This window comes from Paraneptunicella aestuarii, from assembly GCF_019900845.1.
GTDB lineage: Bacteria > Pseudomonadota > Gammaproteobacteria > Enterobacterales > Alteromonadaceae > Paraneptunicella > Paraneptunicella aestuarii.
Genome location: NZ_CP074570.1, coordinates 681,849 through 703,688, shown reverse-complemented (window position 1 = coordinate 703,688; position 21,840 = coordinate 681,849). Strand labels below are relative to the sequence as shown.

19 protein-coding genes are annotated in these 21,840 nt (G+C 43.0%); 5 read left to right on the top strand and 14 right to left on the bottom strand.

The features are described from left to right. Positions 1 to 119: 119 nt before the first annotated feature. From KIH87_RS02980 to KIH87_RS02955, 6 genes are all read right to left on the bottom strand, one after another. Positions 120 to 1,088: a DUF2333 family protein gene (locus KIH87_RS02980; RefSeq protein WP_232360058.1), complete on the bottom strand. Its 969-nt coding sequence runs from the start codon at positions 1,086 to 1,088 to the stop codon at positions 120 to 122. 16 nt (positions 1,089 to 1,104) lie between these two features. Then, the gene (locus tag KIH87_RS02975; RefSeq protein ID WP_232360057.1) at positions 1,105 to 1,581 is read right to left on the bottom strand and encodes a copper chaperone PCu(A)C; all 477 of its coding nucleotides are present in this window, start codon (positions 1,579 to 1,581) and stop codon (positions 1,105 to 1,107) included. A 239-nt stretch (positions 1,582 to 1,820) separates the two neighbouring features. Continuing rightward, positions 1,821 to 2,150, bottom strand: coding sequence for a hypothetical protein (locus KIH87_RS02970; protein ID WP_232360056.1), 330 nt, complete (start codon positions 2,148 to 2,150; stop codon positions 1,821 to 1,823). A 27-nt stretch (positions 2,151 to 2,177) separates the two neighbouring features. Beyond that, entirely contained in the window at positions 2,178 to 2,378 is a 201-nt protein-coding gene (locus KIH87_RS02965; RefSeq protein ID WP_232360055.1) for a PspC domain-containing protein, read from the bottom strand. Positions 2,379 to 2,474: 96 nt separating this feature from the next. Further along, entirely contained in the window at positions 2,475 to 3,134 is a 660-nt protein-coding gene (pspA, locus tag KIH87_RS02960) for a phage shock protein PspA (protein ID WP_232360054.1), read from the bottom strand. 592 nt (positions 3,135 to 3,726) lie between these two features. Next, on the bottom strand, positions 3,727 to 4,005 hold the full coding sequence (locus KIH87_RS02955) for a hypothetical protein (protein WP_232360053.1): 279 nt from the start codon (positions 4,003 to 4,005) through the stop codon (positions 3,727 to 3,729). 328 nt (positions 4,006 to 4,333) lie between these two features. On the opposite strand from KIH87_RS02955, the gene nadE reads away from it, so the two are divergent. Next, complete coding sequence (gene nadE, locus KIH87_RS02950) at positions 4,334 to 6,304, top strand: NAD(+) synthase (protein ID WP_232360052.1); 1,971 nt, start codon at positions 4,334 to 4,336, stop codon at positions 6,302 to 6,304. Positions 6,305 to 6,312: 8 nt separating this feature from the next. On the opposite strand, the gene KIH87_RS02945 is transcribed toward nadE, so the two are convergent. The 5 genes from KIH87_RS02945 to KIH87_RS02925 form a co-directional block, all read right to left on the bottom strand. Next, positions 6,313 to 6,564 carry a hypothetical protein gene (locus tag KIH87_RS02945; RefSeq protein WP_232360051.1) on the bottom strand — a complete coding sequence of 84 codons (252 nt, stop codon included), beginning with the start codon at positions 6,562 to 6,564 and terminating at the stop codon, positions 6,313 to 6,315. Positions 6,565 to 6,685: 121 nt separating this feature from the next. Further along, positions 6,686 to 7,696: a tRNA dihydrouridine(20/20a) synthase DusA gene (gene dusA, locus KIH87_RS02940; RefSeq protein WP_232360050.1), complete on the bottom strand. Its 1,011-nt coding sequence runs from the start codon at positions 7,694 to 7,696 to the stop codon at positions 6,686 to 6,688. Between the two features lie 168 nt (positions 7,697 to 7,864). Continuing rightward, positions 7,865 to 8,536 (bottom strand): permease prefix domain 2-containing transporter, encoded by a 672-nt coding sequence (locus KIH87_RS02935; RefSeq protein WP_232360049.1) that lies wholly within the window; start codon positions 8,534 to 8,536, stop codon positions 7,865 to 7,867. Next, positions 8,533 to 8,874, bottom strand: coding sequence for a PadR family transcriptional regulator (locus tag KIH87_RS02930; protein ID WP_232360048.1), 342 nt, complete (start codon positions 8,872 to 8,874; stop codon positions 8,533 to 8,535). Before KIH87_RS02930 ends, KIH87_RS02935 begins: the two co-directional genes overlap by 4 nt. 194 nt (positions 8,875 to 9,068) lie before the next feature. Next, positions 9,069 to 10,231, bottom strand: a protein-coding gene (locus KIH87_RS02925; protein ID WP_232360047.1) for an IS3 family transposase whose coding sequence is annotated in 2 segments (ribosomal slippage) — positions 9,069 to 9,976 and positions 9,976 to 10,231 — 1,164 coding nt in all. Because the reading frame shifts where the segments join, the coding sequence is not laid out codon by codon here. 227 nt (positions 10,232 to 10,458) lie between these two features. On the opposite strand from KIH87_RS02925, the gene KIH87_RS02920 reads away from it, so the two are divergent. The 3 genes from KIH87_RS02920 to KIH87_RS02910 all read left to right on the top strand — a co-directional run bounded on the left by KIH87_RS02920 (position 10,459) and on the right by KIH87_RS02910 (position 14,982). Then, complete coding sequence (locus KIH87_RS02920) at positions 10,459 to 10,980, top strand: hypothetical protein (protein WP_232360046.1); 522 nt, start codon at positions 10,459 to 10,461, stop codon at positions 10,978 to 10,980. A 302-nt stretch (positions 10,981 to 11,282) separates the two neighbouring features. Further along, positions 11,283 to 13,538, top strand: coding sequence for a YgiQ family radical SAM protein (locus KIH87_RS02915; protein ID WP_408635784.1), 2,256 nt, complete (start codon positions 11,283 to 11,285; stop codon positions 13,536 to 13,538). Between the two features lie 109 nt (positions 13,539 to 13,647). Further along, positions 13,648 to 14,982 (top strand): ATP-binding protein, encoded by a 1,335-nt coding sequence (locus tag KIH87_RS02910; protein WP_232360044.1) that lies wholly within the window; start codon positions 13,648 to 13,650, stop codon positions 14,980 to 14,982. Positions 14,983 to 15,043: 61 nt separating this feature from the next. Here KIH87_RS02910 and KIH87_RS02905 read toward each other — a convergent pair whose 3' ends face one another. Both KIH87_RS02905 and KIH87_RS02900 read right to left on the bottom strand, forming a co-directional pair. Beyond that, positions 15,044 to 17,803, bottom strand: a complete 2,760-nt coding sequence (locus tag KIH87_RS02905; protein WP_232360043.1) for an ATP-binding protein — start codon at positions 17,801 to 17,803, stop codon at positions 15,044 to 15,046. Between the two features lie 213 nt (positions 17,804 to 18,016). Then, positions 18,017 to 19,179, bottom strand: a protein-coding gene (locus tag KIH87_RS02900) for an IS3 family transposase (RefSeq protein WP_232360042.1) whose coding sequence is annotated in 2 segments (ribosomal slippage) — positions 18,017 to 18,924 and positions 18,924 to 19,179 — 1,164 coding nt in all. Because the reading frame shifts where the segments join, the coding sequence is not laid out codon by codon here. Positions 19,180 to 19,468: 289 nt separating this feature from the next. Between KIH87_RS02900 and KIH87_RS02895 the strand changes: the two genes are divergently transcribed. Beyond that, positions 19,469 to 19,786, top strand: coding sequence for a hypothetical protein (locus KIH87_RS02895; RefSeq protein WP_232360041.1), 318 nt, complete (start codon positions 19,469 to 19,471; stop codon positions 19,784 to 19,786). 46 nt (positions 19,787 to 19,832) lie between these two features. Here KIH87_RS02895 and parE read toward each other — a convergent pair whose 3' ends face one another. Then, the gene (gene parE, locus KIH87_RS02890) at positions 19,833 to 21,758 is read right to left on the bottom strand and encodes a DNA topoisomerase IV subunit B (RefSeq protein ID WP_232360040.1); all 1,926 of its coding nucleotides are present in this window, start codon (positions 21,756 to 21,758) and stop codon (positions 19,833 to 19,835) included. Positions 21,759 to 21,840: the final 82 nt, after the last annotated feature.

Here is a 21,840-nt window from a genome sequence, read left to right as displayed (position 1 = left end):
ATATTTTTACCAAACATACTAAGAGGATTAATCAGAAATGCAAGGATAGCAGAGAGTAAATTGAACCGAGCCTTAAGCGAATACTTAAGGCTCTTGATTTGAAACAACAAAAAACGAATTTAGCCTTGTGCTAATAATTCAGAAAGGTCGATAAGAGCAGCGTTTGCTCTGGACACATAGTTCGCCATAACTAACGAATGATTTGCCACAAAACCAAAACCACCGCCGTTTAAGATCATGGGGCTCCACACCGTTTGCTGTGTCGCTTCTAATTCACGAATAATTTGTTGCAAGCTCACAAGTGCGTTCTTTTTCTCTAACACATCAGCAAAATCCACTTCCACTGCTTTAAAGAAATGCAACAATGCCCAACAAGCACCACGCGCTTCATAAAAGTTGTTGTCTAACTGCCACCAGCTGGTTTTTATATGTAGCTCACCAGCACCAGGTGTGGATTGACGAGCAGCAGGATCGCCAGCCAAATCAGTATTCAAACGATCTTGACCAACACTGGCACTCAAACGTTGAGACAAACTTCCCAAACGCTTTTCAACCTGTTTTAGCCAATCACGTAAATTATCCGCTCTTGTGAAGAACTGCGCATTGCTTTGCTCAGGATTATTTAAGGCTGTTAAATAATGTTGCATTGCATTTAGCCCATCACGATATTGCGACTCGGCAGAAGGCAGCAACCAACTACGATGATCGATATTGAACTTGGGCTGGGCTACAACCAAATCCTTATTTTCCACAGATTGAGATTGCGAGCGGCTAAAGTCTTTGCGCATAGCCAATGCCAAGTCCCGTGTCATTTCCAGCACACCAAATTCCCAACTGGGCATGTTATCCAAAAACACAGTGGGTGGCATTACATCATTAGACAAATAGCCGCCTGGCTTATCCAACAAGGTTTCACCAACGTCGATCAGTGTTTTAGTCATGGTTGCGCCTACAGCGGAATTTCCTGCTATTTTGCGCACTTCGAAAATGTCCGGTTCGCTACTCCAATAAATTGCCAAGCCCCAAAGCAATAACACCACGCCAATAATCGGAGCAACTATCCACTTTTTCTCTAACCACTGTTTCATGATGTTTCCTATTTAATTAATGATTGTGATGGTGGTGATGTTGCTGCGTCTGAGCAATTTCAGCACTCACTACAGCGTCAATGTTAATCTGCTCACCATCAGCAAATTGTAGTGTAATTGGCACTGATTGATTTTCTTTAAACGGTGATTTAATACCAAATAGCATTAAATGATAGCCACCTGGCTGAAAAACAACGCTTGCACCCGCTTTAACCACAAGCTTGTCTTGTTTTTCCATTCTCATAACACCGTCAGCCATAACATGATTGTGTATTTCTACTTTATTAACCAAGGGAGATTCAGCGCCAATCAACTCTTTCATCTTATCGCCATCATTTTTCAAGACAAAATAGGCTGAAGAGTTGGGTACACCCGGAGGTAAAAGTCTAACTTGCGGGTTTTCAACAGTAACCGCCGCATGAACAACACTAGTAAATAAGGAAGCTGATAGAGAAAAAATCGCTGAGAACAAAAGAGACTGCCATTTATGCATAAGATATATTCCTGAATTGTTTGGCGAGATTATTCAGCAATAATAGGGGGAATGGCAACCTTAATCCTTTACTGAATGTTGCCAATTCCCTATCCGATTCCGTTCCTGCGTCCCTGCACCGGGCTCCTACCCCATCCTTTTCAGCATCCTTGCCAATGTCCACGCCATAACATCCCCATGACATTTCCCTGATTTCATCCCTGAACATCTTGCATCCCTATCCTTGCCTCCATGCCTTTTTAATGAGCTGTATTTTCCTTGCTCCGACTAACCAAATACACAAACAATAGAATTAACAATACAGGCCAAAACATGGATACGCCCGCAACAACAATCCCTATTAAGGCAGCTCCAACAGCCAGGACAATCACTCCAAAAACACTAACTGTGACAAAGAAGCCAACGCCAACCAAAATCACGGCAACCACTGCCATCACAATAAATCCAATTACCGGGCTTAGCACCTCACCATCAACGGTAATAGCAAAATCCATCATTTCTTCTGCAATCTGCCCAAAGGTGTACACCAACACCAAAGCCAATATGATTGCCATAAACATCCTAAACATGCGTCTTTCTCCCGGTAAAAATCAGTTTTATCGTGTCGGTAACAATATCGCTGCCATAACATAAGCAATGGCAACAGGTACCGGTAACAACATGAAAGCCATAATGGTGATCAATCGAACAACCCAGGTTTCCATGCCGAAATATCTAGCGCAGCCAGCACACACTCCAGACAGCTTTTTGCGCATAGAATCTTTATAAATACGGTTGACGTCATAATAGTTTTTCATCACTTTCTCCCAGTTTTAATGAAGTATTGCCTGACTCAAAATGTGCGGACTAATCATGAATAAAAGAATCCGCATCATTTGAGAAAGTAGTGGCACTTACGCCACTTTCTTTCTTAAGGCTTCCAGTTCCTCGTTTAACTTTTCTTCCTGTTCCATGTCGATAAATTCCTGACGTAACGACTTGCCCTGTCTGCCGATATCGTAAGCATCAACCTTTGCTTCCAAATCATCAATTCGGTGCTGGTAATGGTCAAAACGCGACATTACCTCTTCAATCTTGTCACTTTGCGAAACCACTTTAACGTTCAATCTTGCTTGTGCTGTGTGATAACGCATCTGCATAGATTTTTGTTTTGCTTTAGCTTCCGCCAACTTTTCACTCAATCTGTCAGCATCATCTCTAAGCTGTTGCAACTGAGTATTTAACTCTTCAGCCGCTTCCTGAGCAGAGGTCAATTCATTCTGCAAAGACTGCTTTTCAATTAAGGCTGATTTAGCCAGGTCTTCACGACCTTTGCTCATTGCCAACTCAGCATTTTGCTGCCAATAAGCGGATTTCTTTTCCAACTCATTCACTTTACGCTGCAAACTTTTTTGCTCTGCCAGATACTTTGCAGCAATGCTGCGCAGATCGCCCAAAGCACCTTCCATTTCTGACACAATCAGAGCCAACATCTTTTGCGGATCTTCCGCTTTGTCCAGCATGGCATTGATGTTCGCTTGAACAATATCACTGAATCTTGAAAACATACCCATTTAGGCATCTCCTTCTACGTGGTTTAACTTTCAACGTAATTGCATCTATTGCCCTAATGTATTATCAAACGCCATGCCAAACATTTAAAATATTGTTTTATAAGGATTTTATTTTATTTTCTGGAGATAAAGATAAAAATCAAAGGAAAGTAAAAACCAGATAGTGGTCATATTAACTAACGATATGGTTAATATGACCAACATGCAAAAAAGAAAAAGATAAAAGGAAAATAGAGAAGAATACTACTGTTACCTCTCCTGAGTCAGGGACACCAGGCAAACCGTAGGAATTCAGGATTAAGCACAGAAACTTAAAAACCGGGACAACAGCTAATTTGATGAGAAATAGAATTTAAGACTTGGCAATAATAAAGACAGGGAGCTTTATAGAGAAGAAGAAAAAGCAAGAATGAGAAAAAGGCCGACAAATCAGGATGATTGTCCGCCTTTTAGTTCACTTTTGAAAAAGGGGCTGGATTGTTTTCGGTATTGTTCAACACCCCAGAAAACAACTACACCAGCCAAATACGCTAAACATGGTGAGATGAGTAAGCTAAATACTTCAATTGGCTCTACCATAGGGGTTCCTTAATTATTCTGCTGTTTTTTGTTTCTCTTCTTGCGCTTTTTCAACTTTAGAAATCAGAACCTTGGTTTCATAAGTTTCAGCTTCTAAGCCAAAGCTGTAAGCGGTATTAGCTATTGCGTTATAAACATTTTGAGAGACTTCGTTAGCCGTCGCGCTGACAGCACGGCTCACAACAGTATCAACCACATATTGCAGCGACACTTCAGCGGCATTTGCAGAACTTGATACGCCCAGAGCAGATACAGCAATCATCGCGGCGGCAACATTAACTTTAGACAACATGACTTTCTCCATTTTCAATTTTGACTGTGTTTCGTTTATTAAGTCGCTAGACTTTGTACGATAGTTGTAGCGATGATTGTGCCAACTTGAATTTTCTTTTTATTTCATTGTTTTTTAAGGGATTTTCATCATTTCTATTTTTACGAATAAATATCATGCCAGATATCAAAACCACTAACTGGTTAAAATAACCAATACATTGGTCAAATTAACCACATCAAATAGAAACGACTGAGCAAATCGCCAGTTCTGGACATTAAAACCGTTAGCTCGCACAATAACGCCAACACAAAGAGTCTGAATTACTCACCTTACATTCCGGTTATTCATGAAAATCGCACTAAGCCAAATGCAGGTCATTCCTGGCAGCCCTGAAAAGAATCTAGCCACTATCAAAGACACAATTGCTCAAGCAAAACAGAACAATGTGGATTTACTGATCCTGCCTGAGCTTTGTATTTCAGGTTACATGCTCTCAGATATGTGGCTAGTGCCATCTTTTGTGGAAGAAATGCATGGCTATAACGAAGTCATGCGAGAAGCCAGTGACGGCATTGCCATTGCCTACGGCAACATAGTGCTGGATAAGCAAATCAATACGCGCCTCAATGACTCAGCCCATCATCCGAATAAAGACGGTCGAGTCCGAATGTATAACGCAGTCTGCGTGGTACAAAATCAGCAATGGGTAAAACGAGCCAAGCACTCTCAATACTTACCAGATGGCATTCAACCCAAAACACTGTTACCGAATTACCGCTTTTTTGATGATCAACGCTATTTCTTTTCTCTAAACGATGTGGCTCTGGATATGGGCGTTAGTATTGAGGATTTAGCACAGCCTCTATTGCTGGAACACAATGGCAAGCAAGTCAAAATAGGTTTTCAGGTGTGCGAAGACTTATGGTGCAAAGATTATCGTAAAGATGGCAAGGCACTGAATATGAGCCGTTATCTGATCAATAACGGAGCCGAACTGCTCATTAACATTTCCGCTTCCCCCTGGACAAACCAGAAACATGACGCACGCGACCGTCGCATTGAATTCCTGGCTCAGGACGTTGATCAATTCGTACCTTTCTATTACGTCAATAATGTCGGCCCGCAAAACAATGGCAAGAACATTATTACCTTCGATGGCGGTACAACTGTATATAACGCCCAAGGGATGCCTGTTCAATGCAGCCAGAAAAGCTTTGCGCCTGATCTCATGTTTGTCGAACACGAACAGCTACCTCAGCAAAAAGCTGTTCGCTCAGAACCAGGCAAAATAGAACAGAAGTACCAAGCCATTCAAAGTGGCCTGCGCTATATCAAAGACATGCTGGGATTTGAAGACGATCCCAAATTCGTTATTGGCGTGAGCGGCGGAATCGACAGCGCGTTAGTGGTTTGCTTGATAGAACAAGCTTTTGGACAAGATAACGTTTGGGCATTGAATATGCCCACCAAATATAACTCTTCTGCAACTCAAAACGTCGCTAAACACATCGCCGATAAACTGGGTATCAAGCATCTGCAAATTCCCATTCAAGAGCTCACCGACGCTCAAATGGATGTTTTCACCAAACTGGATGAAGCCTTACCATCGCCAGAATGGATGCGCAAACTTTCTGATGAAAATATCCAGGCCAAAATTCGCGGAACATCTATTCTGTCGAACCTCGCAGGACGTTACGGACGTTTTTTCACCAACAATGGCAATAAGTTAGAAACTGCGTTGGGGTACGCTACGTTATATGGCGATGTGGGTGGAGTTATAGCCCCCATTGGCGACCTAACCAAAGCTGAAGTCTTTGAGATGGCTCGCTTTATGAACGAGCATATTTATCAGGACGAAGTTATTCCCCATTCATTACTGCCGAATGAACTGTTCGAGTTTGGAGAAGGTGATATCGCCCCAAGTGCAGAGCTTCGTGAAGCCCAGCTCGACCCAATGAAGTTTGGTTATCATTGTGCACTGCTGGAAAAATTCACCAGCTTTGCCAAAACCAGTTGTGAAGACGTAATGCAGTGGTACTTACAAGGCAGCATGGAAGAAAATCTGGGAATAAGTACCGCTTTGATACAACGTTGGGGAGTTGATGAGCCCGCCAGTTTTGTTGAGGACTTAGAATGGTTTGCTCGAAATATTCAACGCAATGTATACAAGCGAATTCAGTCTCCGCCAATTATTGTCACCAGTCCATCGGCTTATGGTTTCGATATTCGAGAAAGCCAAATGCCTTGGCGTACCAGCGAGCGTTTTAATCAATTAAAACAGCAAGTGTTAAAGATGGAAAAGTACAATCCGGGTTAAAAATAAAACTAGCTATTCCAATGGATCATGGCCGTAACAATAAGCGCCAGGGATACCAGCATAGGCATGCTAAAGTGAAGTTTTGAGGAATCTAAGACAGCAGCCTCATCTTGCAGGTTATCCGTGCTTTCAGCTGCGCTGACACTGATAACTGGAGCTTCGGAAGTTAAAGAAGGCTCCTCATATTCAACAACCGACTCAGAAACCGCGCTTTCAGGCTCTGTTGTTTCAGTTGTTTTAGATGCTTCATTTGAACTCATACCGTACTCCTGGCTGCGCTACGATTGCAGAATAATTGCAGACGATCTCAGTATACGCATGTTGCTTAGCGGCGAACAATGCGTAATTGATTGGTCAGACAAGCTAGTACGAATGTGCTGATTAAAAGCCCTGTAATCTTCTTTCTTCAAGATCAGCAATGTGACGTTTTGTCTGCGCCATAGCATCCAAAGCGGCTTCAACAATACTTGAGTCGGTATCGGGTTTAACCGCATTTTCACTCAAAAATCGACGCCAAACTCGCCCGGCAGGTTGCCCTTGAAAGATCCCAATCATATGGCGTAACACGTGCCATGCACGACCACCCTTTTCAATGTGGCGATCAATATAAGGCATCATCATACGAACAACAGCCTCACGATCTGGTGCAACAACATCATCAGCATAAATACGCTTGTCGACGTCAGCCATGATATAAGGGTTGGCATACACTTCACGCCCTACCATCACACCATCCACATGCTGCAAATGCTCTTCCACTTCACCGAGAGTTTTTACGCCACCGTTAATTGAAATATGCAAATGAGGGAATTCTTGTTTGAGGTGGTAAACGCGGTCATACATTAACGGCGGTATTTCACGATTTTGCTTCGGTGACAAACCTTGCAGCCAGGCTTTACGGGCATGAACAATAAACGTCTCACACCCCGCATCTGCCACAATCTGTACAAAACGTGTTAAATCCTTGTAATCATCCATGTCATCAATGCCAATGCGGCACTTCACCGTCACCGGAATCGACACCTTATCCTGCATAGCCTTAACGCAAGCGGCAACCGTTTCAGGCTCAGCCATTAAGCACGCACCAAAACTACCGTTCTGAACCCGATCAGATGGGCAGCCTACATTGATGTTAACTTCGTCATATCCGTACTCTTGGGCACGCACGGCACACTCCGCCATGAGCTCTGGCTCAGAGCCCCCCAATTGCAGCGCTACAGGATGTTCTTCCTGGTTATAACCAAGAAAATCACCTTTGCCATGAATGATCGCTCCGGTCGTTACCATCTCGGTGTATAGCAACGCATTTCGAGACATTAGCCGCAAAAAATAACGACAATGACGGTCGGTCCAATCCAACATGGGGGCAACGGAAAATCTTCTATCAATCATCAAGGTACTTAAAGAACTACGTTGTTGGTTAAATTCATTCCAGCATAGAGCCAGAAAAGAAGGCGGATTGTACGGTATTTAAAAGGCAGAGACAAAGGGGATGCCGATCCCTATACGAGCTAATCGCTATGAGATCTGCCCGTACAATTTTAAGTCCTGTTGAAAATACTATTCCTCAGATAATGATTGGATCTTATGTTCTGCCACAAAACACAAGACTTTTAAGCCCAGCGCATAGAGCAAGGCCAATAACGACACAGCTAAAGACAGCCCTAATATTTTAATATCTTGTACACTGGCAGCCATCGCCACCCAGCCCAAGAGAGTCATGAAAAAGCCGATTAACATGGCTGAGTTACCCAAAATCCCAAATACTCGTTTTGATTGTCTGTAGGTTTGAGCATCCTCCAATGTACTGCCACTAAGTAATATAGAAAAAGCCTTACTCACTGACTGCACTGAAGTCGCCCCGTAAGTAAAGGCTATAGCTGCCGGAAACACCACCAAAAAGGAAGGTACATTGATGAAGAGATCAACGCCACCCGATAAAAACATTGCTAAATACATAAATCCCAAAAATAACAGCACGCTAAAAATGAACATCAACAATCCCCTTTGAGTCTGAAATAAAAAATAACATCCTGATTTAATTGCTTGGCGCCAATACCACAATGCAGCATGAGCACCTTTTGTGCCTTCATCCTGGCTTGTTAATCGTTGAAAATACTCCTCCGATAAATCCCCCAACACAGGCTCAACCAAATAATCGGGCAACGCCCACTCAAGAAACCGACTTGCTAATCGAGGTGGTTGTCGAGTGCTCCTTGTCACTTCCTTCATATTGAACTTCCCCTTTGCATAAGCGCCACGTTTTCCCACATTGACAACAAAGCGCGTTTAGATCGCTTCAACGCTCGTAATCCACTGGCTGTCACCTTGAAATACTTCTTTGCTCTGCCACCCCGTTCAGGCGTAACTTCCCCCATACGACTTTCCAATAAACCTTTTTTTTCCATTCTCTCAAGAGTGGTGTAAAGCGCCCCTATCGTTACGTCTCTTTGAATTGTTTCTGCAAGTATTTGCCTTATAGTGCTGCCATAAGCGTTGTCACCCAATTTCAATATTGAAAGCAACAGGAACTGTTCAAATTCACCAAGGTATTTATCTTTATCTACCACATTACATTCCACAGCAAAAAACAATAACTACAATGTAGAACATATTAATACAATGTCAATATATTTTATTTTGTAGAGTAAATAAAAAGGTGGCTATTCATACAAATAAACCCGGGATAAAGGTTCACAAAAACAAAAAAGAGGGTATCTTAGGTGTCAACCTCGCGAGCTATCAAAATACTCAATTGTAGTGGTCAACTATTCCCGGACAGTAAATTAAGTTTTTCTTCAGCTAATGCTGGTGCAATCATCCCATTGTGACTATGTGGTCGCTGATGGTTATAGTAGTCCATCAGGTAGTAGCTAATGTCTCGCTCTGCTTGCAGATATGACTGATAGCCAGTTGATGGTATCCATTCCGTTTTCAAACTTCTAAACACACGTTCCATTGGGCTGTTATCCCAACAATTCCCTCGCCGGCTCATGCTTTGTTTCATACGATAGCGCCACAGCCTTTGACGAAATTTAAGTGCACCATATTGACTCCCTTGATCTGAATGAAACAAGACATTCTTCGGCCTACCTCTTTGCTCGTAAGCTCTGTCCAGGGCTTTAATAACCAATGCGGTATCAGGATGTTCAGATAACGCCCAACCAACCACTCTGCGAGCATATAAATCCAGAATGACGGCAAGATATATCCATTTATTGCCAGACCAGATGTAAGTAATATCGCCGCACCACACCCGATCCGGCTCTTCAACATTAAATTCACGAGCCAACAGGTTCGGAATATCCGGCCTCTCAACCAATGCTACTTTATATGAGTGGCTTCCAGGCTGGGTACTGACCAACGCCATATCTTGCATAATACGGCGGACTTTAAACCTGCCGATGACGATGCCATTTCCGTTTAGCATGGCGACTAATGTGCGACTCCCGGCAGACTGGCGACTAAGATTGAAAAATTCATGGAGCATTGCTCTTAACACCAACTCATCACGTTTAATTGACTTGTCTCGCTCACGGTAATCGTAATAACTTGAGCGCGGTACGCTAAATGCGTCGCAAAGTACCTCAATGCTTTCATGCTCTCTTAATTGGTCAATCAGCGCGTATTGCTCCATTCGTCTGACATTAAGAGAGCCGTAGCCTTTTTTAATATGGATTTCTCTCTTTCCAGGCGGTTAATTCGTGCTTCAAGCTCCTGGATCTTTCTATGTTCAGCAGACAGAGCCTTGTTTTCTGGAGTAAACCCACCTCGTTCTTTTTTCAATTGCTCAACCCAGCGACGCATCGCCGTTTCACCAACATCCAGAGCTCGGCAAGCTTCTGGAATTGAATAACCCTGATCAAGAACAAGGCTTGCTGCTTCCAATTTAAATTCTTGAGTAAAAGTTCGACGTTGTTTTGACATTAGACACCTTTCTATTGAGTGGTAAGAATACCACCTAAATTGGTGTCCGGGATTATTAGACCACTACAAATAGCTCATAGGGTTAGGATGAGTTTATTATTAATAAGGCTAGGGATTACAAGTTCAATCACCCAAATAAATTTCGTTTTTACAAAATCCGCATTTATCTATGGTCTTTTTTAATGAGCTTTATTTAGGACATTCTTCAGTAAAAACAGGAAAATAAAATGATCAGATCATCTTTACTATTGCTATCAACATTACTTCTTGCCAGCCAAGCCTCGGCTGAAGTGGAATGCTATGACTTACCTAACGGTGTCAATGGGCAAGGGTCAAAAAATACGGTTCGTCTCCCTTCTATATCAGGGGCTTGGGCTTCAGAGAATGATCTACAACTCACATTAAGAAATATGAGTGATATCAACTTAAACTTTAAAATCAAATTTTATAATGCCAACGCTCAGCCCTTTGTACCAAGCAACCAACTACTATCTGGAAACTTTTCTACCAGTAACAACCCTGTTGCAGACTCAAGCGGTTCTGGTTACGGCTTCCTAAGACCTGAGAATATTGGGGTAGTAAGAGTTGAAAATACTACCAGTACATACACAGCCGAGCTAACCTGGTACGCAGATCAATGTCTTGTTGATCCAGGCCCAATTGTTTCTGTAATAGCCGAACATACTTTCAAAAAGAATAGCACCTACTTTAATACTCTTATTCCCGTTAACAGCGGAAATGCCTTTTAAATAAATCACACACAATAAAGGCTTGGGTTTAATTCCAAGCCTTTGTCTCTGGTATTATTCCATCGTCCAACATACTGAATTATCAAAAGGTTTATAGTGGCTTGAACTCAGGCATTACCACATATCGGTTTTCTAGAAACCTGTAATACTCAAGAAACGCTCCCCAATACTTTAACCTATCGACACTAAATATATGTAAACCAGAACCTCGGCTAACAATCAATTGTTTGCTAAACTAGCGCGCTTTTCTTTTTGATTAGAACATTAATGGCGCGAGATTTATGGGTTTAAAAGGGCAACAAATGCATAACCAACAAAACAGGAAAAAAGAAACTCCCCGCATGAAGGCGGAGAGGGGTCTGTTTTCTTTTCCGAAGTATTGGGCATCCTGTTTTGATCCTGCGCCATTTTTACCCATGTCCCGAGCCGAAATGGATACGCTGGGTTGGGATAGTTGCGACATTATTCTGGTGACTGGTGACGCTTATGTGGATCACCCCAGCTTTGGTATGGCAGTCATCGGGCGTACATTAGAAGCCCAAGGTTATAGAGTCGGTATTATCGCCCAGCCTGACTGGACATCCAAAGACGCCTTTATGGCGCTTGGTGAACCAACGCTATTTTTTGGTGTCACGGCGGGCAATATGGACTCCATGATCAACCACTACACGGCTGATCGTAAGTTGCGTCATGACGATGCCTACACCCCCGGTAATGTTCACGGAAAACGCCCCGACAGAGCAGTAACTGTCTACACTCAGCGCTGCAAAGAAGCTTACAAAAAGCCAGTCATCATTGGTGGTATTGAAGCCAGTTTAAGGCGTATTGCCCATTATGATTATTGGTCGGATAAAGTGCGCCGTTCAGTATTATTCGACTCCAAGGCCGACATGTTAATGTTCGGTAACTCTGAAAGACCACTTCTGGAAGTGGCACACCGCCTTGCTAATGGCGAAGACATAAAAGACATTCAGGATGTTCGTGGCACAGCCGTTATTCTCAAGCAACCACTCGCTGAGTGGCTGGGCGTAGACTCAACCAGCATTGATAAAATCGGCAAAATCGACCCCATTCCAAGCCCTTATCAAGAGTGGGAAGAGACCTGTTCAACACAAAATGGTGCAACTCAAAATGATTCTGCTACGGACAGTAACGAACCACAAGTCATTAGCGTTCAGCCCTATAATCCCAAAGCAACAAGGCGCAAGCCCTGGGATAAAACCTATGTGAAGCTACCCGCATTCGAAGTCGTGCGGGATGAAAAAAAGCACTACGCTCATGCCTCACGTATTCTGCATCAGGAAACCAACCCAGGATGTGCCAGAGCCTTGGTACAACGACATGGCGATCGTATCATCTGGATCAATCCACCCGCTTTTCCACTAGAAACCGAAGAGATGGATGCGGTATTTGATTTGCCTTATGCCCGTGTACCGCACCCCAGCTATGGCAAAGCCAAAATCCCAGCTTACGACATGATAAAAACTTCCGTGAACATCATGCGAGGCTGTTTTGGTGGCTGTACTTTTTGTTCTATTACCGAACATGAAGGCCGCATTATTCAAAGCCGCTCCGAAGAATCCATTGTGCGAGAAGTAGAACAGATCCGCGACAAAGTCCCCGGCTTCACCGGCGTCATTTCCGACCTCGGCGGGCCTACAGCCAATATGTACAAACTCAGATGTAAAAGCGCCAAAGCAGAACAGACCTGCCGCAGACTATCTTGCGTATGGCCAGATATCTGCGGACATATGGACACAGACCAAACGCCAACGGTAGAACTCTACCGCAAAGTACGCGATGTAAAGGGCATCAAGAAAGTGCTCATCGCCTCAGGTGTGCGCTACGACCTTGCCATCGAAGACCCGAATTACGTCAAAGAACTCGTCACTCACCACGTTGGCGGTTATTTAAAGATTGCACCAGAACATACCGAGGAAAGCCCCTTAAGCAAGATGATGAAACCCGGTATGGGCACCTATCACAGATTTAAAGAACTCTTCGACAAATTTTCAAAAGAAGCGGGCAAAGAACAGTACCTGATCCCTTACTTTATTTCTGCCCATCCGGGAACACGAGACATTGATATGCTCAACCTGGCGCTATGGCTGAAAGAAAACAACTTCAAGCTGGATCAGGTGCAAAACTTTTATCCGTCTCCCATGGCCAACGCCACCACCATGTACCATTCGGAAAGAAACCCGATACACAAAATCACCCGCAACAGCGAAACGGTTAACGTTGTTAAAGGTGAACGCCACCGCCGCCTACACAGAGCTTTCCTGCGTTACCACGACCCAGCTAACTGGCCAATGTTACGCGAAGCCCTCAAAAATATGGGTAAAGCCCACCTGATCGGCAATGGCCCTAAACATTTAGTACCACCAGAAAGCAAGAACGAATTAAAAGGCAAAGCCCTGAAGGATTTTGAACGCAGTTCAGTAAACAAAGCCAAGGCCAAAAACACTAAACGCCCACAAAAAGCACTGACTCGTTTTAGCTCGGATCAGCCTTTTAACTCGAATAAGACGAATAATAAGACGCGCAAGAAGAAATAGTGATGCAATAAATTATGTGAAATATAGTTATGCACATTTTAAATGCACATAATTAGACAATCTAAAGTATTGCATTATTATAATGCAGTTATTAAGATAAGTTAAAGTTTTGCATGATTCTGCCACTGCCATGATTTCCGATACCCTGAAAAAAGACATTAGCAATCGCTCATTTTGGGAGCAGCGAACAACATCGCTGCTGCTACCATCCAATAATGTAAAACGTACAGAGCCGCTGTCTAAATTACACAAATTAGACAAAACCAATGTAGTGACTGCCATTATGGGGCAACGAAGATGCGGAAAAAGCATCGTCGCCCGGCAATATATTGAATTACTGTGGAATGAAAAGATCCCCGCCAGAAACATTCTATACGTTAATTTCTTCCTGAGACCCTTAGCAGAATTAAAAAAAGAAGCCCTCTTTAACAACGCCGTTGCATGGTGGTTTGAAACACAGGTTGCTCCAGGCCAACCCAGTTATTTAATTCTTGATGAAGTTCAGGAGCTGGAGAATTGGGACGAAAACATAGCATCTATATTTGAAGATCCCATGCTTCCCTGCCGGATTATTGTGACAGGCTCTAACTCCAAAATGTTATCCGAAGAATTAGCTCACTCACTGGGCGGCAGATACACCACATTACAGATATTTCCATTCTCATTTGACGAATTTTGTCGCTACAAACAACTACCAAGCACCCTCAATAATTTTGAAACATACCTGAATACCGGTGGAATGCCCGAAGTAATTAATACCCCGGACACAGAGCAGCGCACCACACTCATTTCAGACATCATCAACTCAACCGTAAAACACGACATTATCGCTCGCTATAACCCAAGTAATCCAAAGCTTCTACACGATCTGGTCGATTATTGCCGTACCGCCTTTGCCCAAGAGCTGTCCATTCCCAAAATAGCAAAAGACATACTTAAAAATTTACCCGAACAACAAAGCACCTCCTTACTCAATGAATATCTCGGATACATGGCAGATGTATTTTTTGTATACCTGCCACAGACTTACTCGTATCGAACCCGCGACATTTTAAAGCGCGGTGTAAACAAGATTTATCTGGGAGATTTGTGCCTGGCAGACTACCCGGAAAACACACAAAAAGGCCGACTGCTGGAAAACTTCGTCTTCATCCAGCTATTACGCAAGGGATATCAAGTACAACGCTATTTCGCCTACAAGAACAGAAATCTGGAAATAGATTTTTGGGCACAAAAAAAAGACTCAACCATGCTAATACAAGTGTGCTGGCAACTCGGCGACCTCCAAGAAAACAGCCCACTCTGGGAAAGAGAATTCGGCAACTTGCAACACACCAAACTAGACGTAAACAAATACGTGGTTTCCATGGATGAAAATATCCAATCCCCTTATAGAACCATTGAACATTTAAATGTATTGCAATTTGTGGGAATGTTGGGGTGACGAATAGTACCGGAAAAACTCATTATTCAGCTGGAGACAGCGAAAATCTTTCATCTTCAATTTAAGAGTAATATGTTAGCTCTTTAAACCAGAGAACAATCTCTTTGTGATATCCCCCACTAGTTGCTTGCAAGAAATCTGATGGTGAATACTTAAGAGTGTGCTCTCGTAGCCAGCTCATAAGCTCAAGGGGAACCTCATTGATTACCTCTTTATGCAATTCAGGTTTTTCAGTCTCAGTATGCATCTTTAGAAAGAAGAACATAGCAATAACCAGATAATGCACGCCTGATCCATCTTTTTGAGATTTATCAATTAATACCCTTATCACCTGATGCCAACCAGTATTAAGCTTACGTTCTTGTGTTGAATCTTCCTTTAAATTAAGTGACTCTCTATCCCAAGACAAATACTCTTTCGCGGAATAAGCGAGCAAGCGATGCCGCCCATAAACAAACTCACGATGTAGCCAATCATTTTCTATTGCCTTACACACAAAATGAATAATCGGCTTTTGCAATTTATATAAATCAACCTTATCAGCCCTACATAACCAACAATGAAGCCCATCAAAAAAGTGACACATCAGGAACTTGACAACTCGCAACCGAAGCCTTGATAAACTCTCCTCTCTTACATATCCGTAGCGTACTTTATTAAAAAGATTATCTAATAACTCAAATCCATAAGGAGGGTTAACACTATAAATATTTTTCTGAAGATATTTCTTGGGTTTACCTTTGATAATAATTAAAACATCCAGCAAAAACTTTCTGTACCAGAGCCTACGCTTATTCTCGTCTTGAATTTGGAATGCTCTAGAAAAATGTTCCAAACGCTGTTGATATTGCGAGTTAATCAATAGATGAATAATAAACTCACTTTCACTATACGCTTTACCCGATGATTCTGGATATTGATAGGAAACAAGCTCTCTGATAAAGCTCTGATCAGACAGTTCGCCCTGCGCCAGAGTTTCCCTCTCAAAGCGGTCAAAGTAACTACTGCTAAATCCAACATGGGATAAACGTTGAATTCTTCTTGATTGATAATTTCGAGAGAAAATAGGTAAGGCAAGAGCAACAATCATCAATACAGGGTGCTCTCTTGCCACAATCGCTTCCTCCTCTGACAAACGTGAACGGAGCTCATTATTATTTTTATATACAGTCCTTTTATATCCATACAATCTTTCTGCGAGAGTAATTGCGCCAGCGTTACGTTCATTGCTATACGAATCAGCACCCCAAAGTTCTTTAAAGTCAGAGCGGGATTGTATCTTTATCTCATCGTAAATGTGGGGTTGGGTTTCCCTGATTACCTGCATCACCAATAAATCAAATAAATCCAATTCTCCCAATAATTTACCTTTCTGCCATATACTATTCACCCTACGGCATATCGCCTTAGCCTTTCGGGGTGAATTGACTAACGTATTGAAAGGATCGTAAGCCGTAAGATTCCATCTACCTAATCGAGTGATGTATTCAGATAAACTCAAATTTCCACTATATTTCCTGTCTAACTTAACATTTTCTAACGCGGCACGTTTTATCCAAATAGTGAGAAATTTGTCAAACACATCAATAAATACTTCACCACTCAAATCTTCTCGATAATTACATACCCGACCAATAATATTGGCACTTTCGTCAGTGTAACTAATCGTGATGATAAAATGGATATGACCGATGCCATTGAGCCTGTCAATCATAGAAGCCAGAGCACTCACCATTTTTTCTGATTCAGGGTTGCGATCAATATCTTCCAGCACAAGCAGCATTTTGATATCCAGAGTGTGCAAAATCCCATCCAGCGTTTCTAGCTGACGATTAAAATCGCGATCTGAATGCCCCATTATCTGGCTAAACGCACTAAACCAATCTCCTTTTGCCTGTAAAGCATTACGATAATTTTCAGGTAATGGCTGTAATGCACTGGTGTCAAAAAGCTCACTCAATTTTTCAAGGATATGATTTAGAATATGACTTCCTATAGAGTCTGGATTTCGTCCCCAACTATCAATTTTAACAGTTACCCAATTTCCACATTTCTCCAAACGCTTGCATACCAGATTAGCAACCGTAGATTTTCCCATACCATAATCACCACAAAGCGCTAAATGTTGGGCTTTGATACTGGCCTGATACCTACTGGTAATACGTTCAACGTATATATCCCTGTTAAACATCAGCAAGTGTTCGTCTGTTAATGGAATTTCTCTTTCTAACCAATCCAGCAGCTCCTGTTCCTCATTTGTAAGATTAACGTCTTTATTTTCTGCTCCCTGAGAAGTGGATTGCAGCTCAACATTTTTCAAACCCGCGCGTTTAGGCAACGGAATATCGTCAGATTCCGCACCGGAAGCGTTCAAATTGACCTGTAACAACTTAAAGACGATGTAAAACAGCAATAAGGAAGGGATCTCTGGATTGAAGTTGAGAAACTGCCAGAACACTTCATTAAGGGTGTATAAATTAACCTGACGAGAAATTACAATTCCAATTGCGTATATTGCAATACAAAAAAAAGCAGCCACGTAAACCGGGGGATATTTACAAGCGATTAAAATATTTCTGAGTAACCATTTACGTTTTGGATGAATGACATTTAATTGCGTCAGCAAAAAACGTAACCCCAACAACAAACTAAAAAAGCACAATCCCCTTACAATCCAATGTAACTCGGTTATTAAACGGACATAACTGTTAAAACCGCTTTGTACAAAATTAACATTAGCAACCGTCTTAAAAAGAGCAAAAACCACAATCGCTAAAATGAATAAATCAAGATAACGCTTGAGAATAATGGTATTAGGCATGATTGGATTATCTTATTCGCGCACATTAAGGTAGATTAGATTACCAACCAGTAAAGCTGTCAACCGTTCACTTAATTCTGTGGAATGAAAGCGCTTTGCTCTAATAACTCGTTCATGGGAGAACAAACCTTGTTCAAAAAAGACTTTGATTTCACGGCTGAATTAGTCAGTGAATTTTTCCAGCAGAAACACATTAAAGATAGATTGTAGTGGTCAACTATTCCCGGACAGTAAATTAAGTTTTTCTTCAGCTAATGCTGGTGCAATCATCCCATTGTGACTATGTGGTCGCTGATGGTTATAGTAGTCCATCAGGTAGTAGCTAATGTCTCGCTCTGCTTGCAGATATGACTGATAGCCAGTTGATGGTATCCATTCCGTTTTCAAACTTCTAAACACACGTTCCATTGGGCTGTTATCCCAACAATTCCCTCGCCGGCTCATGCTTTGTTTCATACGATAGCGCCACAGCCTTTGACGAAATTTAAGTGCACCATATTGACTCCCTTGAGCTGAATGAAACAAGACATTCTTCGGCCTACCTCTTTGCTCGTAAGCTCTGTCCAGGGCTTTAATAACCAATGCGGTATCAGGATGTTCAGATAACGCCCAACCAACCACTCTGCGAGCATATAAATCCAGAATGACGGCAAGATATATCCATTTATTGCCAGACCAGATGTAAGTAATATCGCCGCACCACACCTGATCCGGCTCTTCAACATTAAATTCACGAGCCAACAGGTTCGGAATATCCGGCCTCTCAACCAATGCCACTTTATATGAGTGGCTTCCAGGCTGGGTACTGACCAACGCCATATCTTGCATAATACGGCGGACTTTAAACCTGCCGACGACGATGCCATTTCCGTTCAACATGGCGACTAATGTGCGACTCCCGGCAGACTGGCGACTAAGATTGAAAAATTCATGGATCATTGCTCTTAACACCAACTCATCACGTTTAATTGACTTGTCTCGCTCACGGTAATCGTAATAACTTGAGCGCGGTACGCTAAATGCGTCGCAAAGTACCTCAATGCTTTCATGCTCTCTTAATTGGTCAATCAGCGCGTATTGCTCCATTCGTCTGACATTAAGAGAGCCGTAGCCTTTTTTAATATGGATTTCTCTCTTTCCAGGCGGTTAATTCGTGCTTCAAGCTCCTGGATCTTTCTATGTTCAGCAGACAGAGCCTTGTTTTCTGGAGTAAACCCACCTCGTTCTTTTTTCAATTGCTCAACCCAGCGACGCATCGCCGTTTCACCAACATCCAGAGCTCGGCAAGCTTCTGGAATTGAATAACCCTGATCAAGAACAAGGCTTGCTGCTTCCAATTTAAATTCTTGAGTAAAAGTTCGACGTTGTTTTGACATTAGACACCTTTCTATTGAGTGGTAAGAATACCACCTAAATTGGTGTCCGGGATTATTAGACCACTACAGACACCTTTCTATTGAGTGGTAAGAATACCACCTAAATTGGTGTCCGGGATTATTAGACCACTACAGATTCGACATAATTCAGGAAACTGATATCAGCGGATTCGAGATATGGCTACAGATTGAACTTGCAGCATTCTTAAACGCTCACAACATGGTGTCTGACTGGATTCGAGAGGTTCAATACACCATTGATCGGCGCAAGATGAAACATAGAAGCCACATGCTGGTTGATTTCGTTTTCCGCAAAAAGCATTCGTCTACTGAGAAATGGATAGCCTTGGAAGTTAAGCAAAATCCAAATTTATCAGCTTGCTTAAATGGAATAATGAAGGATTCATTAAAAATTGATGCGATGAGAAATTCAGAATATGACTTACGTTGTTTTTGGTCTTTAGGAGTTCATAAAGCGGTTGACAAGAATGTGAGTGTATATGACAAGCTCATTGACAGCGCTGAAAAACATAACGTTGAGGTATTGGGCAACTGTTTTGAAAGTCACCCCATTGGCAATTCAGGCTATGCTTATTTGCTTTGTTAAATAACCTGAGTTCGAGATAAGAAAAAACTTCGGGAGTTGAGCTGCTTTACAACACCTCAACTTCCGCTAAGTTCCCCTTACTTTCCAACCATTCCTTCCTTTCGGGGGCTCTTTTCTTTGCCAGGAGCATGTCCATCAGTTCGAGCATGTGGGTGGAGTCGTCGACGGTAAGCTGTACCAAACGGCGGGTGTTGGGATCCATGGTGGTTTCGCGCAGTTGTAGCGGGTTCATTTCGCCCAAGCCTTTAAAGCGTTGCACGTTGACTTTGCCTTTTTTATTCTCGGCTTCGATGCGATCTAAAATGCCTTTTTTCTCGTCTTCGTCGAGGGCGTAATACACTTCTTTGCCTACGTCGATGCGATACAAGGGTGGCATGGCAACATATACGTGACCAGCGTTAACGAGGGCGCGGAAGTGTTTTACAAACAAGGCGCACAGTAGTGTGGCGATGTGCAATCCGTCTGAGTCGGCATCGGCGAGGATGCATACTTTGCCGTAACGCAGTTGCGAGATATCTTCGTTGTCGGGATCAATGCCCAGGGCAACGGAAATATCGTGAATTTCCTGAGAGGCCAGAACCTGTGTCGACTCCACTTCCCAGCTATTTAATATCTTACCCCGTAGCGGCATGATGGCTTGAAAATCACGGTCTCGGGCTTGTTTGGCGGAGCCCCCCGCTGAGTCACCTTCCACCAGGAAGATTTCTGAGCGTGAAGGATCCTGAGTGGTACAATCGGTTAATTTGCCAGGAAGAGCAGGGCCTGAGGTGACTTTCTTACGTGCGACTTTCTTGCTTTGACGTAAACGGCGCTGAGCGTTGTTAATGCACATCTGCGCCAACATGTCTGAAATATCGGTATGTTGGTTGAGCCACAAACTGAATGCGTCTTTCACCACGCCAGAAACAAAGGCTGATGCTTGTCGGGAAGACAAACGTTCTTTAGTTTGTCCTGCGAATTGTGGATCTTGCATTTTGGTGGACAATATATAGCTACATCTGTCCCAGATATCTTCGGGAGTCAGCTTTACGCCTCTGGGCAATAAGTTACGGAATTCACAGAATTCGCGCATGGCTTCCAGCAAGCCTTGACGCAACCCGTTAACGTGCGTACCGCCCTGTGCGGTAGGGATCAGGTTTACGTAGCTTTCAGCCAGTAAATCGCCGCCTTCCGGTAGCCAAACCACTGCCCAGTCAGCCGCTTCATTGTTGCCAGAGAACGCCCCGACAAAGGGTTCGCCTTCTGGCAAGGTTTCATACCCGGTTGTGGATTGCATCAAATAATCACGCAGTCCATCCTCGAAGTACCATTCTTCAGATTCTTTGGTATTTTTGTCGTCAAAACGAATTCTAAGCCCCGGACACAATACGGCTTTTGCCCGTAAAATATGGCGAAGTTTGCTAACCGAGAATTTGGGCGAATCAAAATACTTTTCATCCGGCCAAAAGCGCACCCGAGTACCCGTGTTGCGCTTGCCGCAAGTGTCGATAATGCTCAGGTCTTCAACCTTGTCACCATGTTCAAAGGCCATTTGGTACACATTGCCGTCACGACGAACGGTGACTTCCACTCTCTTGGATAATGCGTTTACAACCGAAATGCCCACCCCGTGCAAACCACCGGAGAACTGGTAGTTTTTGTTGGAGAACTTACCACCAGCGTGAAGCTTGGTCATGATCAACTCAACGCCGGGAATACCTTCTTCCGGGTGAATATCGACCGGCATACCTCGACCATCGTCGATGACTTCCATCGATTGGTCTTCATGCAAAATGACTTTAATGGAGGAGGCATGCCCAGCCAGCGCTTCGTCCACACTGTTGTCGATAACCTCTTGGGAAAGATGGTTAGGACGGGTGGTGTCGGTATACATACCGGGACGTCGTTGAACAGGTTCCAATCCGTTGAGGACTTCAATAGCTTCAGCGTTATAACTTTGGCTAGAACTTTGATTAGCGCTTTGGTTCGTCATGGGCAATCGTTATTCTTATAAGTGAAGATGATTTGTGTCATCGAAAATAAATGACATGCTCCCAGCTTTTTTGCTGCAACAT